Below are 15364 nucleotides of genomic sequence, written 5' to 3' on the forward strand. Positions count from 1 at the left end.
AACGGAAAAGCTACGTTGCGTTCGCACATCTGGCAACATCCGCGTTGCGTCAAAACGCCATCACCGCAGGTGGATGCGGTGAAATCGTTGCAGTGATCGTGAATCGAATGCAACAACCGCTGGTTGCCTCGTTGCAATGAATGTGAAATGAACGCTATGCTGAAACCATCCACGGACGCCACGAAGGAGGCCTCGATGCCGGGAGGCAGACTCACCCAGCAGGAACGCCAGCAGATCGCGCTGGGCCTGGCCGACGGCCTCGCCTACGCGGAGATCGCCCGCCGCCTGGAACGCCCGACCTCGACCGTCACGCGCGAGGTGATGCGCAACGGCGGCCCCACCGGCTACCGCGCCGAACTCGCCCACCGCGCCACCGAACAGCGCGCCCAGCGCCGCCGGCAGCCCGCGCCCCGGAAGGCGGGCGGGCCCTCGCCGGAGCACGGGCGTGACGTCGAGGCCGTGCGCGAGTACGAGGAGATGTTCGCCTCCGTCTTCATCCAGTCGGGCCTGCCCAAGATGACGGCCCGGGTGCTGGCCTGCTTCTTCACCACCGACGAGGGCAGCCTCACCGCCTCCCAACTCGTCCAGCGCCTCCAGATCAGCCCGGCGTCCGTCTCCAAGGCGATCGCGTTCCTGGAGAGCCAGAGCCTGGTCCGCCGGGAGCGCGACGACCGCCGCCGTGAGCGCTACGTGGTCGACGACGACGTCTGGTACCAGTCGATGATGTCCACGGCCCGCGCCAACGCCCAGTTCGTCCAGATCGCCCGACAGGGCGCCGGGGTCCTCGGCCCCGCCACCCCGGCCGGCGTCCGGCTGGAGAACGTCGCCCGCTTCATGGACTTCGTCTCCGAGAGCATCGCCCGCGCCGCCGAGCAGGCCCGTGAAATCCTCCACAGCAAGCCCGAACCGGCCTCGGGCGGGGCCGACTGAGCCCGCAGGCCTGAGAATCCGCAGGCCTCAGAGCCCGACGGCCTCGCGGAGCAGCAGGACGGTGCCAGGGGTGAGCCGGGCCGGCGCGTTGAGGACCAGCAGCTGGTTGACGGCGCTGGGCTGCTCGTCCGCGGCTCGGGTGCGGGCGTCCTCCAGTGGCAGGGCGTGCTCCTGGACCCGGCGCAGGGCGGTGGGCAGGTCGGGGACCACCTTCTGCGCGCCGACGACCCAGATCGCCCGCCCGGCGCCTCCGACGCAGCCGGGCAGCCGGCTGCCGGTGCCCGAGGCGATGACCAGGGAGCCGGTCTCGGTGACGGCGGCGACGCTGCCCACGACGACGTCGGGGGTGGCGGTCAGACGCCGGAGGTGATCGGCCTCGGTGGGCTGGTCCATGCTCAGCGCCCTGGTCCTGATGGACCGGTAGCGGTCGCCGGTGTTGATGTCCTCGTCGAGGCCGGACAGTCGCAGGGTCTCGCTGGTCCCGGTGAACACACTCGCTCCCGCCGGGATCAGCTCGTGGACCCGGGTGCGCGCGGCGGCGGCGTCGTCGAGGACCTCGACGGTGAAGCCGTGCTCCGCCAGCGCGGCGGCTGCCCGCTCCAGCCGGTCCGCGGGGGTCGGGTCGGTGAACGGCGGACGCGCCTGCGCCGCACCCGGGGCCGAGCCGGTCAGCGGGGAGGTGTCCAGGTAGCGGATCTCGTAGACCCGCTCGGCGAACCGCCAGCCCTCCGCCGTTCGACGGTAACGGTCGTGGTAGATCGCGTAGTTGATCCCCTGGAAGCCGTTCTTCAGCCGGACGGTCTCGTGCATGTACGCGCGGCCGCTCGCGGTGTCGCCGTTGATCTCGATCACGCCCGGGTGGGTGTTCTGCACGAAGAAGTCCCACTGCTCCTGGAGCTTCTCGCCGCCGACCCGGATCTGCTCGATGCCGATGAACTCGACGGGGATGTCGGGCATCCGCAGCACGCCGTCCGGCGTGAAGAGTTTCGAGAGGCGGGCACGGTCGCGCATCATCACCGCGTCGGTGAACTCGGCCTGCAGCGCCTGGATCTCGACGCGGTCGGCGATCGCCTGGAAGTCGTTCACGGGGGTTCCTCCGTTCGGTCCTGCCGAGTACGACAGGACCGCGCGCCGGACTGTGACGTCCGCCGCCGTCGCCTCTCGTCCCGGCGCGCTGCCCGGTGCGCGACCCGGAGAAGCTCCGCCCCTGGGCGGAGTGACGCGGGACACACCGGCGGCTGTCACGGGCCGCCCGGCTGCCCTGTCTCAAGGGACAGCAACGGAAAGCTCGATCCCGAGGGAGTACACCATGGAAGCCCGCCTGAACGCCTTCGCCAGCCCGGTCATGGGCAAGGTCTTCAAGCACCTCATAGCGGCCAACAAGCCGATCGCCGACTCGACCGTGCCGTACGCGACCCAGGAGCTGGTGCGGCTGCGGGCCAGCCAGATCAACGGGTGCGGGGCCTGTGTGGACATGCACTTCAAGGAGGCCGTGTTCGCGGGGGAGGAGGCGACCAGGCTGAACCTGGTGGCGGTCTGGCGGGAGGCGACGGTGTTCACGGACGCCGAGCGGGCCGCCCTGGAGCTGGCGGAGCAGGGCAGCCGACTGGCCGACGGGGGCGGGGTGACGGACGAGGTGTGGGAGAACGCGGCGAAGCACTACGACGAGGAGCAGCTCGCGGCGCTGGTCTGCCTCATCGCCCTGATCAACGCGTTCAACCGCGCCAACGTCATGATCCGCCAGCCCGGTGGCAGCTACCAGGCCGGGCAGCACGTTCACGCCGCCGCGCAGCTGAGCGACTGAGCCGCTGAGCGCGGGGAAGCCTACGGCCGGGGGTCCCTCTCCCCGGCCGTAGGCTTCCCCGCGAGCCCCCGAAGCCGGTGCGCGCCCCCGGGGCCCGTGCGCACACCACCGAGCCCGCCCCTGCGGGCTTGTCGCTCAAAAACCGACCGATAAGGTGTTAATCCAACATTCATCCATGCCGCATAGCCTCCGAGAGCTAGCCTCATGCTGAACGTCATCGTCCGACCGGGAGGCGAAACCCCCGTGCAAGGCACTGTCACCACACCGGGCGGCTCCGCCGTGGCCGGGGGCCAGGGCGAGGCCTTCCTCCTCGTCGTGGACGACGAGCCGAACATCCGCGAGCTGCTCGCCGCCTCGCTGCGCTTCTCCGGGTTCCGGGTCGCCTCCGCAGCGAGCGGGACCGAGGCACTGGAGCTGATCGCCGTCGAGCGACCGGACCTGGTGGTCCTCGACGTCATGCTGCCCGACCTCGACGGCTTCACCGTCGTCGAGAAGCTGCGCGAGCGCACCACCCGCGGCCAGATCGCCGGCCCCGCGCACGGGCACCCCGGCGACCACCTGCCGGTGCTGTTCCTCACCGCCAAGGACGGCGTCGGCGACAAGGTGCAGGGCCTGGCCGCCGGCGCGGACGACTACGTCACCAAGCCCTTCAGCCTGGAAGAACTGATCGCCCGCATCCGCGCGATCCTGCGCCGGGCAGGCGGGCCCGCCGAGGACGGCCGGCTGATGGTCGCCGACCTCAGCCTCGACCCGGTCGCCCACGAGGTCACCCGGGCCGGCACCCCCGTCTCGCTCTCCCCGACCGAGTTCAAGCTGCTGCACTACCTGATGGCCAACGTCGGCCGGGTGGTGTCCAAGTCGCAGATCCTCGACCACGTCTGGGCCTACGACTTCGGCGGCGACCTCTCCATCGTCGAGTCCTACATCTCCTACCTGCGCCGCAAGCTCGACTCCGGCCCGGCCCACGGCCCCAAGCTGATCCACACCGTCCGCGGCATCGGCTACGCGCTGCGCCGCCCCCCGCAGGGCTGACCGGACCCGCCCGTGTTCGCCCGGTTCTCCTCCAGGTTGTCGCTGCGCGCCCGGCTACTGGTCCTCGCGCTCGCGCTGGTCACCACCGGACTCGCGGTCAGCGACACCTTCGTGCTCGGCATCGTGCGGACACAGCTGGTGGAGCAGCTGGACGAACAGCTCCAGCGCTACGGGCTGCCGCTGTCCCGCAAACCCCCCGGCCGGCTCACCACACCGGACGCCGGCAAGCCCGCCGTCACCGGGCGCCGGATCAGCCTGCCCAGCCAGTACCTGGTGCAGTACCTGTCCTCGGACGGCAAGGTCCAGGCGCTCATGGTCCAGCCCGTCTCGGACAGCGACCCGGCACCCCAACTGGCCGGGCTGGACCCGACCCGGACCGCCCCGGACGTCCCCTTCGACCTGCCCGACCAGCGGGGCCACCACAGCTGGCGGGTGCTGGTGCTGCCGCTGCGGGCACCCCGCACCCCCACCCCCGGCATCGGCGCCTACGCCTCGCCGACCACCACCCCGACCTACGTCATGGTGGCCGTCTCCCGCGAGGACATCGACGCCACCATCGGCAAGCTGCGCACCTCCTTCCTGGCGATCGGCGGCGCCGTGCTGCTGCTGATCGCCGCACTCGGCTTCTTCGCCGTCCGGGCCGGACTGCGGCCGCTGCGCCGGATCGAGGAGGGCGCGGCCCGGATCGCGGCCGGCGAACTCTCCCACCGGATGCCCGAACTCTGGCCGGGCACCGAGGTCGGCCGGCTGTCGATCGCGCTCAACGGCATGCTCACCCAGATCGAGGCGGCCTTCGCCGCCCGCGCCGAGTCCGAGGCCCGGATGCGGGCCTTCGTCGCCGACGCATCGCACGAGCTGCGCACCCCGCTGGCCGGCATCCGCGGCTTCGCCGAGCTGTACCGGATGGGCGCGCTGCCCACCGACGCGGACGTCAAGCGGACCATGACCCGGATCGAGAGTGAGGCCGTCCGGATGGGCACCCTGGTCGAGGACCTGCTGGTGCTCGCCCGGCTGGACGAGGAACGCCCACTCGACCTCGCCCCGATGGACCTGCGCACCCTCGCCGCCGACGCGCTGCACGACCTCACCGCCCTCGACCCGAGCCGCCCCGTCGCCCTCACCGGGCCCTCCGGCACCGGCGCCCCCGGCGCGGCGCCCGTCCTCGGCGACGAGGCGCGGCTGCGGCAGGTGGTCACCAACCTGGTCGGCAACGCGGTCAAGCACACCCCGCCCGGCACCCCGGTGCGGATCGGGGTCGGCGGCGGGGCCGACGGGGTCTGCCTGCTGGAGGTCGTCGACGCCGGCCCCGGCCTCACCGAGGAACAGGCCCAGCGCGTCTTCGACCGCTTCTACCGCGTCGACGCCTCCCGCAGCCGCGACAACGGCGGCGGCGGCGGACTCGGCCTCGCCATCGCGACCGCCCTCACCCGAGCGCACGGCGGCACCCTCACCCTGGACACCGCACCGGGCGCGGGCGCCACGTTCCGGGTCGAACTGCCCACGAATGGTGACCGGGTCTCCTGAGCGTCTATCGACTCGCCAAGCCCCTCGATCGGGTGAACCTGCTGTCGTTCACTCTCTCGGCCCCTCAGTCGTGTGCGACCGTGCTGCCATCGGGGGTGCAAGTCTTCGGGAAGTCGGAGAGCGAAACGAATCATGATGACGCTGCAGGAAGCCGGGACCGGCACCGGGCATGCCCGGTGGACGTTCCGGCTCCGCGTGTCGGCCACCACCGAAGCCCAGCTCATGTCGGAGTGGGGCAAGTGCCGGTGGATATGGAACGAGGCCGTGGCCAAGTCCAGGGCCGTGCACCAGCGCAACAAAGTTACCGGGGAGAAGAACACCTGCGGTCCGGCGCAGCTCGACAAGATGCTGACCGAGGCCCGAACCCGCAACGCCTGGCTGCGTGATGGGTCTTCGGTCCCTCAGCAGCAGATCATCCGAGATTTCGGTAAGTCCCGCGCCAAGGCGCAGAAGGACATCCGGGAGAAGATTCCGGTGCACCGCCGGGCCGGGATGCCCGGGCACAAGAAGCTCAAGGACTCCCGGCCATCGCTGAACTACACTCGGCGCGGCTTTCGGATCAAGAAAGGCCGCCTGCACCTCGCGGGCGGTATCGCGCTGACGGTGGTGTGGTCGCGGGACCTGCCCGCCGACCCGTCCTCGGTGCGCGTGTACCAGGACGGCATCGGCCATTGGTACTGCTCGTTCGTCGTCCCCATCGTCCTTGAGCCGATGCCCGCCACCGGCCGCGTGATAGGCATCGACTGGGGCGTCAAGGAGACTGCCACCACGACATCGGAAGACCACGATCTTCCGCACGCCGAGCACGGGAAGAAAGCCGCCCAGCGTCTCGCGCACTACCAGCGGCAGATGGCGCGCCGCCGCCAGCCCAAGGGCAAGGCCCAGACCAAGGGTTACCGCAAGGCGCAGCGGCAGGCCGCGAAACAGCACAAGAAGGTTGTCCGTCAGCGCCAGGACACCGCCCGCAAGTGGGCCAAGCAGGTGGTCCGCGACCACGACCGCATAGCCGTGGAGGACTTCAAGCCGAAGTTCCTCGCCAAGACCACCATGGCCAGGAAGGCCGCTGACGCCGCCATCGGCGCAACCAAGACGACCCTGATCGAGATGGGCCGCAAGCACGGCCGGGATGTCCGGCTCGTCCACCCCGCGCACACCACGATGGACTGCGCGCACTGCGGAGCGAGAGCCAAGCACGCACTGCCGCTGGGGATGCGCTCCTACACCTGCACCGCCTGCGGAGTCTCCTCCCCCAGGGACAAGAACTCCGCCCGCGTGATGCTCGTCCGGGCAGGTCTGAACCCGGCTGACGTTGAGGGCGTAAGACATGGCTGTCCGTAGGGCAACCATGCAGCACGAGTCAGAAATCCTCCAGACGAAGGCGGACTCCCCTGCCTTCAGGCGGGGGAGCAGTCAAACTGGACGGGAAAGGGTGTCCCAATGAGTGCGCTCGTTGCTGAGGCGACCGTCGTAAACCTGGACCAGGTGCTCTGGCAAGCATGGAAGTCCATGGATGCGCCCGAGGGCTTTCACGCGGAGATCATCGAGGGGGCGATCACGTTGTCGCCCACCGGCGGAACCCGGCACTTCATTGTCAACAGGCAGGTGCTCCATGGCCTGTATGACCACCTGCGGGGAAGTGGCTGGGTGTCAGGAAATGGCTGCAACATCATTCATGGGCTCAAGGTGCTCATCCCGGACGCCTTCGTCGGCCCGAGAGATGTCGAGCAGATCGACCACCCGGAAGGACTGGGCCTGCTGGCCTCCGGAATCGCGCTAGCGGTCGAGACAGTCTCGCCAGACGCAGAGGCTCGGACGCGCGACCATGTCCTCAAGCACCGTGCCTATGCCCGCGCCGGTATCCCGGTGTACGTGATCATCGATGACTACGACGACGGTGGCACGGTGACCATCCTCACCGGGCCGGACCGCGAGCGCCGCGCCTACGAGTATTCGGCCCGGACTCCGTACGGCGAGGAGGCCGTCATCCCGGAGGGCCCCGCCAAGGGCTTCGTGATCGGCCCCGAAATCACTGGAGTGCGACGTGCCTGACCCCGCCGTGTCGTTCAAGCGCGACCTGTCCGAGTGGCGGGTCGCCCTCGTCGCCTGGCGCCTGCTGGTGTTGCAGGCGGCGGATCCGGTGGTGGCGGCCGGGATGGAGGAGCACTCGACGTACCGGGCGCATCCGTGGCGGCGGATCGAGCACACGCTCGGGAGTGGTCGGCGGCTGTTCTACCAGGACGCGGAGGCGCTGCGGCGGGAGGTCGCGCGGCTGGACCGGGCGCACAAGCGGATCCGGGGGGAGACGCCGGACGGGCAGCCGTACGATGCCCGGGACGCGGCGACCCGGGTGTGGGTGCTGCTGACGCTGTTCGAGTGCGTGGTCGCGATGCGGCGCCTGGGTGGGGACCCGTACGATGCCGGGCAACTGGAGCTGTTGTACGGCGAGTTCAAGGAGGCCATCACGGCCTTCGGCCTTCCGGAGGGGCAACTGCCCAAGAGCGCCGCAGACTTGCCCGCCTACTTCGCCCGGTACGCCCGTGAGCGGCTGGAGCTCACCGAGGCCGCCCGCTACCTGCTGGACGACATCCTGCGCGAGGCGCCCCGCCCCCGCCGGCTCTGGTTCCTCGGGGACGCCGGGTGGCGGATCACCCGGGTGGTCGTCGCCCGGGTGATCCGGGAGCTGACCGTGGCGGACCTGCCGTCGGCGGTGCGGGAGCGGTTCGGGGTGGCCCGCAGTCGGCGTGGCGCGCTGCTGTCCGCCCTGGTGCACCGCGGCGCCGGGGCCGTCGTCCCGCTCCTCCCGGACCGGCTGCGCTACCGCTCCCCGGCGGAGGGGCGCCCGCCGCGCCGGTTCCGGCCGGGTCGGGACGCGCGCGGGCCCCGGGTGGACCGGTTCTTCCGGGAGGTGCTCGACCAGACCGGCGACGGCTACATCACCGTGCACGACCTGCGGGCGATGGCGCACAACGTGTGCTGGCAGCTGGAGCTGGACGAGGCCGCCGAGGCGCGGGTGTACGAGGCGTTCGAGGGCTGGTGGGAGCAGCTGCGTGCGGTGATGGACGCCAACGGGGACGGCAAGGTCAGCCGGGAGGAGTTCACCGCGGCCACCCTGGCGGGCTGCGACCGGGGCGAGGCCTATCTGGAGCAGGGCCTGCTTCCCGCTCTGCGCGCGGTGTTCACCGCGGCCGACACCGACGGCAGTGGCTTCCTGGAGTTCGACGAGTACCGCGTTGTGTTCGGCGGGCCGCGCGTCCACCCGGCCGAACTGTCGCACGGTTTCCGCCAGTTGGACACCGACGGGGACGGGCGGATCACGGTGGAGGAGTTCCTGGGCGGCTTCACCGAGTTCTTCACGGCCCGCGCCGACTCCACCTCGGGCGCTCAGCTCCTGGGCCGTCCGTAGTCGCCGCCCGTCACCGGGAGTCCGCCTAGCACGCCCCGCTCGCCGAAGCGAGCGGGGCGCGAGCCTGTCAAGCGCCGGTTCGGCCAAGAGCCGCGCGCAGTCCGCCCGGTCGTTCGTTGCCCCGGCCCCCGCCCGATCCGCAGACTGTGCGGACCGCAGCGCAAACCGTGACGCATGGCACACGACTGTCAACCCCACCCCACCTGCGGTTCCGCCGTAAGGATGATGGATACTGGGCCTTGTGAACGTGTTCACGTTCACAAGCGGACAAGCTTGTGTGCTTGAGCAGCGGTCTACGGCTATAGGCGAAGTTTGTCCGAAAGCGCCCTGAGGGGCCGGTTGGAGAGAGGCCGACGTGGAACTGGCAATCGCTCACGAGACCATTGCGCGATGGCAATTCGGCATCACCACCGTCTACCACTTCCTCTTCGTGCCGCTCACCATCAGCCTCGCCGCGATCGTGGCCGGGCTGGAGACCGCCTGGGTGCGCACGAACAAGGAGAAGTACTTCCACGCGACGAAGTTCTGGGGAAAGCTCTTCCTCATCAACATCGCGATGGGTGTCGTCACCGGAATCGTGCAGGAATTCCAGTTCGGCATGAACTGGTCCGACTACTCCCGCTTCGTCGGTGACGTCTTCGGTGCCCCGCTCGCGATGGAGGCGCTGATCGCCTTCTTCTTCGAGTCCACCTTCATAGGCCTGTGGATCTTCGGCTGGGACAAGCTGCCGAAGAAGATCCACTGTGCCTGCATGTGGATGGTCTCGCTGGGCACCGTGCTCTCCGCCTACTTCATCCTGGCCGCCAACTCCTGGATGCAGCACCCGACCGGCTACGCGATCGACCCGGCCACCGGCAAGGCGCAGCTCACCGACATCACCAAGGTGCTGTTCCAGAACACCACCCTCACCGTCGTCTTCCACACCCTGACGGCCGCCTTCCTCACCGGCGCCGCCTTCATGGTCGGCATCGCCTCCTTCCACCTCTGGAAGGCCAAGCGCAGGCCCGAGACCGCCGACCCGAAGAAGACCGCCGTGATGCGCACCTCGCTGCGGCTCGGCCTGGTGCTCGCGGTCGTCTTCGGCGCCGGCACCGCGCTCAGCGGCGACACCCTCGGCAAGGTCATGTTCGAGCAGCAGCCGATGAAGATGGCCGCCGCCGAGGCGCTGTGGGACACCCAGGCGCCCGCGCCGTTCTCGATCTTCGCGGTCGGCGACGTCGGGAAGGGCCGCAACTCGGTCGAGCTGCAGGTCCCCGGGGTCCTCTCCTTCCTCGCCAAGAGCGACTTCAGCTCCGCCGTCCCCGGCATCAACGACACCGCCGCCGCCGAGGCCGCCGCGCACGGCGGCGACCCCAAGGACTACATCCCGAACGTCTTCATGACCTACTGGGGCTTCCGCTTCATGATCGGCTTCGGGATGACCTCCTTCATGGCCGGCCTGGTCGGCCTCTGGACCACCCGCAGGAAGCTCTTCCTGCGCCCCGAGTTCCGCACCGGCGAGACCGAGGTTCCCCGGCTGATGCTCACCCCGAAGCGGGAGTTGAGCCCGCTGCTCACCAAGTGGGGCTGGCGGATCGGCATCCTGACCATGGGCTTCCCGCTGATCGCCAACAGCTTCGGCTGGATCTTCACCGAGATGGGCCGTCAGCCCTGGGCCGTGTTCGGCCTGATGACCACGGCGAGCTCCGTCTCCCCCAACGTCGGCGTCGGCACCCAGATCGGCGCGCTGGTCACCTTCACCGTGCTGTACGCGATCCTCGCCGTGATCGAGGTCCGGCTGCTGGTCACCTACGCCAAGGCCGGCCCGGTGGTGACCGAGCGGCCCCCGGCCAAGGACCCGACGCTGCGCGGCCCGTCCGCGGACGAGGAAGCCGACAAGCCGCTCGCCTTCGCGTACTGACGCACTGACGCACCCCACCGTGGAACTGAGGATCTGACATGCAACTCCACGACGTCTGGTTCGTGCTGATCGCGGTCCTGTGGATCGGCTACTTCTTCCTGGAGGGCTTCGACTTCGGGATCGGTGTCCTCACCAAGCCGCTCGCCCGCGACACCACCGAGCGCCGGGTGCTGATCAACACCATCGGCCCGGTCTGGGACGGCAACGAGGTCTGGCTGCTGACCGCCGCCGGCGCCACCTTCGCCGCCTTCCCGGACTGGTACGCGACCCTCTTCAGCGGCTTCTACATCCCGCTGCTGGTCATCCTGGTCTGCCTGATCGTCCGCGGCGTGGCCTTCGAGTACCGGGCCAAGCGCGACGGTGCCCGCTGGCAGCGCAACTGGGAGGAGGCCATCTTCTGGACCTCCCTCATCCCGGCCTTCCTGTGGGGCGTGACCTTCGCCAACATCGTGCGCGGCGTGGACATCGACGCGCAGAAGAACTACGTCGGCACCGTCTGGGACCTGTTCAACCCGTACGCCCTGCTCGGCGGCCTGGTGACGCTCGCCCTGTTCACCTTCCACGGCGCGGTGTTCGCGGCGCTCAAGACGGTCGGCGAGATCCGCGAGCGGGCTCGCAGGGCCGCGCTGCAGGCGGGCCTGGCGACCGCCGTGCTCACCCTCGGCTTCCTGGTCTGGACCCAGGCGCACAGCGGCAACGCCAGGAGCCTGGTCGCGATGGTGATCGCCGGGCTGGCCCTGGTCGGCGCGCTGGCGGCCAACCAGCGCGGCCGCGAGGGCTGGGCGTTCGTCCTCTCCGGCGCGACCGTCGTGGCCGCGGTCGCGATGCTCTTCCTGGCGCTCTTCCCGAACGTCATGCCGTCCACGCTGAACCCCGGCTGGAGCCTGACCGTCGGCAACGCGGCCTCCGCGCCGTACACGCTCAAGCTGATGACCGTCGTGGCGGCCGTGTTCACCCCGCTGGTGCTGCTCTACCAGGGCTGGACCTACTGGGTGTTCCGCAAGCGGATCGGCGTCCAGCACATCCCCGGCCGCACCGGGCACAACGGTCAGTTCCCGGCCGCCCCGCGCGACCAGGCCTGACGCCGTGAAGCCCGTCGATCCCCGACTCCTCGGGTACGCCCGCACCACCCGTGCCTTCCTCGCCGGATCCGTGCTCCTCGGCGGGGCGGGCGCGGCCCTGGTGGTCGCCCAAGCCGGCCTGATCGCCGAGATCGTCGTCCGCGGCTTCCAGCGCGGCGCCACCCTCGGCGAACTGACCACACCGCTGGCGCTGCTCGCCCTGACGGCCGTCGGCCGCGGGCTGGTCGGCTGGCTCACCGAGCTCACCGCGCACCGCTCCGTCGCCCGGGTGAAGTCCACCCTGCGGCTGCGGCTGCTCGACCACGCCACCACACTCGGCCCGTCCTACCTGGCGGGCCGGCGCACCGGCGAACTCACCACCCTCGCCACCCGCGGCATCGACGCGCTGGACGACTACTTCGCCCGCTACCTCCCGCAACTGGCGCTGGCCGTGGTCGTCCCGGTGATCGTGCTGCTGCGGATCGTCGGCGCCGACCTCACCTCGGCCGCGATCATCGCCGGGACGCTGCCGCTGATCCCGCTGTTCATGGTGCTGATCGGGATGGCCACCCAGTCGAAGATGGACCGCCAGTGGGACACCCTGGCCCGGCTCTCCCACCACTTCCTCGACGTGGTCGCCGGCCTGCCCACCCTCAAGGTGTTCAACCGGGCCCGCGCCCAGGCCGCCACCATCGCCCGGATCACCGCCGACTACCGCCGGGCGACCCTGCGCACCCTGCGGATCGCCTTCATCTCCTCCTTCGCGCTGGAGCTGCTCTCCACCCTGTCCGTCGCGCTGGTCGCGGTCACCATCGGCTTCCGGCTGGTGGACGGCTCGCTCGACCTGGAGACCGGGCTGCTGATCCTCGTCCTCGCCCCAGAGGTGTACTTCCCGATCCGCCAGGTCGGCGCGCTCTACCACTCCAGCGTCGAAGGGCTGACCGCCGCCGACGAGATCTTCCAGGTGCTGGAGACCCCGCTGCCCGCCGCCGGGACGCTCGAGACGCCGGACCTCACCGGCGCCACGATCACCGTCGAGGGGCTGACCGTACGCCACCCCGGGCGCGCCGTGCCCGCGCTGGACGGCGCCGCGCTCTCCCTGCGTCCGGGCTCCAGCACCGCCCTCACCGGCCCGAGCGGGGCCGGCAAGTCCACGCTGCTGTCGGTGCTGCTCGGCCTCACCGCCCCCGAGGCCGGCACCGTCCGGATCACCGCCGCCGACGGGCGTTCGTACGACCTCGCCGAGCTGGAACCGGCCGGTTGGCGGCGGCAGATCGCCTGGGTGCCGCAGCACCCCCACCTGTTCGCCGGGACGGTCGCCGAGAACCTGCGGCTCTACCGGCCGGACGCGGGCGACGAGCAGCTGTGGACGGCGCTGCGGGCCGCCCACGCGCTCGACTTCGTCACCGACCTGGACGCCGAGCTGGGGGAGGACGGCGCCGGGCTCTCCGCCGGACAGCGCCAGCGCCTCGCGCTCGCCCGGGTGCTGCTCGCCGACGACCGGCCGCTGGTGCTGCTGGACGAGCCCACCGCCAACCTGGACGGCGCCTCCGAGGCCGCCGTCGTGGCCGCCGTCCGCACGCTCGCCGAGGACCCGGCGCGCACCGTGCTGATCGTCGCCCACCGGCCCGCGCTGCTGGCGGCCGCGGACGAGCGGGTACGGCTGGACCCGCCCCGAGTCGCAGGGTCGGAGCGCCCGGAGGCGAGCGAGCGAGTCCCGCCCCGAGCCGAAGGGCGCGCCGGTGCCGAAAGTGACGAGCGACAAGCGACCGACGAAGGAGGGAGTGCCGGAGCAAGGAGCGTCGGCGCCGGGTCGGAGCGCCCGGAGGCGAGCGAGCGAGTCACAGCGAGCGGGCGAATCACAGCCCCGCTCGTCCACAGCGGGCGGCCGACCGACGCCCCCGCCGTGCCCGAGGAGCCCGCGAGCGAGCCCGCCGCCCCCCGGCTGGCACTGTCCGTGCTGCTCGGCTCGCTCGCCCTCGGCTGCGCCGTCGCCCTGATGGCAACCTCCGGCTACCTGATCTCCCGGGCCTCCCAGATGCCCCCGGTGCTCTACCTGATGATGGCCGTCACCGCGGTCCGCGCCTTCGGCATCGGCCGCAGCTTCTTCCGCTACACCGAGCGGCTGGTCTCGCACGACGCCGTGCTGCGCACCCTCGGCACCCTGCGGGCCGCCGTCTACCGGCGGCTGACCGGGCTCGCCCCGGCCGGACTGCCCGCCTTCCGGCGCGGGGACCTGCTCTCCCGGCTGGTCGCCGACGTCGACGCGATCCAGGACCACTACCTGCGCTGGCGGCTGCCCGCCGCCGTCGCCGGCGTGGTCGCGCTGGGCTCGGCGGTGGCGCTGGGCGTCTTCCTGCCCGCCGCCGGGCTGGTGCTCGGCCTCGGGCTGCTGCTCGCCGGCGTGCTGGTGCCCGCGCTGGCCGGCCGCTGGTCGGCCGGCGCCGAGCGGCGCCAGGCCCCGGCCCGCGGACACCTGTCCACCGCCGTGGTGGACGCCTTCACCGGAACCGCCGAGCTCACCGTGGCCGGCGCGCTGCCCGGCCGGCTGGCCGTCGTCCGCACCGCCGACGCCGCGCTGACCCGGTTGGCCGCCCGCTCGGCCGCCACCACCGCGCTCGGCACCGGGCTGATCGCGCTGCTCACCGGGCTGACGGTGGTGGGCGCGGCGGCCGTCGGCATCCAGGGGGTGCGCGACGGGGCGCTCGCCCCGGTCTGCCTGGCGCTGGTGGTGCTGACCCCGCTGGCCGCCTTCGAGGCCGTCACCGGGATGCCGCTCGCCGTCCAGGCCCGCCAGCGCAGCCGCGCCGCCCGGGCCCGGCTGGACGAGCTGCTCCTCGCGCCGGAGCCCGTCGCCGAGCCCGCCGAGCCCCTGGAACTGCCCGAGCAGCCGCTGCCCGTCGCGGTGCGCGGGCTGACCGTACGGCACCCCGGGCAGGCCGTGGACGCGCTCACCGGGCTGGACCTCGACCTCGCCCCCGGCCGCCGGATCGCCGTGGTCGGCCCGTCCGGCTCCGGCAAGACCACCCTCGCCCTGGCGCTGCTGCGCTTCCTGGAGCCGGGCGCCGGGTCCGTCACCTTCGCCGCCGGTCGTCCACAGGCTGTGGACAGCCGCGCGCTCGCGGGCGAGGACGTCCGCCGGGTGATCGGCCTCTGCGCCCAGGACGCCCATGTCTTCGACAGCTCCCTGCGGGAGAACCTGCGGCTGGCCCGCCCGGGCGCGGACGAGGCCGAACTGCGCGCCGCGCTCGCCGCCGCCCGGCTGCTGGACTGGACGGACGGCCTGCCGGAGGGCCTGGACACCATGGTCGGCGAGCACGGCGCCCGCCTCTCCGGCGGCCAGCGGCAGCGGCTCGCGCTCGCCCGGGCGCTGCTCGCGGACTTCCCGGTGCTGGTCCTGGACGAGCCCGCCGAGCACCTCGACCTGCCCACCGCCGACGCCCTCACCGCCGACCTGCTGGCCGCCACCGAGGGCCGCACCACCGTGCTGATCACCCACCGGCTCGCCGGGCTGGACGACGCCGCCGTGGACGAGGTGCTGGTGCTGGACGGCGGCCGGGTCGCCGAGCGCGGCCGCTGGTCCGAGCTGGTCGCCGACCCGGACGGGCGGTTGCACGCGATGTGGCGCCGGGAGCGGGAGGCGGACGGGCTGCTGCTGGAGCCGGTGGGCCGCTGACGGCCACGTGCAAAAGCCGCGTCTCCCTTCGGCT

General features: G+C 71.5%; 11 protein-coding genes. 10 read left to right on the forward strand and 1 reads right to left on the reverse strand.

The window, feature by feature from the left end:
• The first annotated feature begins 195 nt into the window (after positions 1–195).
• A complete protein-coding gene (locus tag ACGF12_RS21240; protein ID WP_393032089.1) occupies positions 196–930 on the forward strand; it encodes a helix-turn-helix domain-containing protein in 735 nt (244 codons plus the stop codon).
• Positions 931–957: 27 nt separating this feature from the next.
• Here ACGF12_RS21240 and ACGF12_RS21245 read toward each other — a convergent pair whose 3' ends face one another.
• Positions 958–2016 (reverse strand): LUD domain-containing protein, encoded by a 1059-nt coding sequence (locus tag ACGF12_RS21245; RefSeq protein ID WP_393032092.1) that lies wholly within the window; start codon positions 2014–2016, stop codon positions 958–960.
• 223 nt (positions 2017–2239) lie between these two features.
• On the opposite strand from ACGF12_RS21245, the gene ACGF12_RS21250 reads away from it, so the two are divergent.
• From ACGF12_RS21250 to cydD, 9 genes are all read left to right on the forward strand, one after another.
• On the forward strand, positions 2240–2734 hold the full coding sequence (locus tag ACGF12_RS21250; protein WP_393032097.1) for a carboxymuconolactone decarboxylase family protein: 495 nt from the start codon (positions 2240–2242) through the stop codon (positions 2732–2734).
• Between the two features lie 204 nt (positions 2735–2938).
• Complete coding sequence (locus ACGF12_RS21255) at positions 2939–3766, forward strand: response regulator transcription factor (protein WP_393032101.1); 828 nt, start codon at positions 2939–2941, stop codon at positions 3764–3766.
• A 12-nt stretch (positions 3767–3778) separates the two neighbouring features.
• Complete coding sequence (locus ACGF12_RS21260; RefSeq protein WP_393032103.1) at positions 3779–5290, forward strand: sensor histidine kinase; 1512 nt, start codon at positions 3779–3781, stop codon at positions 5288–5290.
• 132 nt (positions 5291–5422) lie between these two features.
• On the forward strand, positions 5423–6628 hold the full coding sequence (locus ACGF12_RS21265; protein WP_393032106.1) for an RNA-guided endonuclease InsQ/TnpB family protein: 1206 nt from the start codon (positions 5423–5425) through the stop codon (positions 6626–6628).
• A gap of 99 nt (positions 6629–6727) precedes the next feature.
• Complete coding sequence (locus tag ACGF12_RS21270) at positions 6728–7339, forward strand: Uma2 family endonuclease (protein ID WP_393032109.1); 612 nt, start codon at positions 6728–6730, stop codon at positions 7337–7339.
• Complete coding sequence (locus tag ACGF12_RS21275) at positions 7332–8693, forward strand: oxygenase MpaB family protein (protein WP_393032112.1); 1362 nt, start codon at positions 7332–7334, stop codon at positions 8691–8693. Before ACGF12_RS21270 ends, ACGF12_RS21275 begins: the two co-directional genes overlap by 8 nt.
• Before the next feature lie 355 nt (positions 8694–9048).
• Complete coding sequence (locus ACGF12_RS21280) at positions 9049–10593, forward strand: cytochrome ubiquinol oxidase subunit I (protein WP_393032116.1); 1545 nt, start codon at positions 9049–9051, stop codon at positions 10591–10593.
• 38 nt (positions 10594–10631) lie between these two features.
• Positions 10632–11675 (forward strand): cytochrome d ubiquinol oxidase subunit II, encoded by a 1044-nt coding sequence (gene cydB, locus ACGF12_RS21285; RefSeq protein ID WP_393032119.1) that lies wholly within the window; start codon positions 10632–10634, stop codon positions 11673–11675.
• 4 nt (positions 11676–11679) lie between these two features.
• The gene (cydD, locus tag ACGF12_RS21290) at positions 11680–15330 is read left to right on the forward strand and encodes a thiol reductant ABC exporter subunit CydD (protein ID WP_393032122.1); all 3651 of its coding nucleotides are present in this window, start codon (positions 11680–11682) and stop codon (positions 15328–15330) included.
• Positions 15331–15364: the final 34 nt, after the last annotated feature.

The sequence above is a fragment of the Kitasatospora sp. NPDC048296 genome, from assembly GCF_043201815.1.
Lineage (GTDB): Bacteria > Actinomycetota > Actinomycetes > Streptomycetales > Streptomycetaceae > Kitasatospora.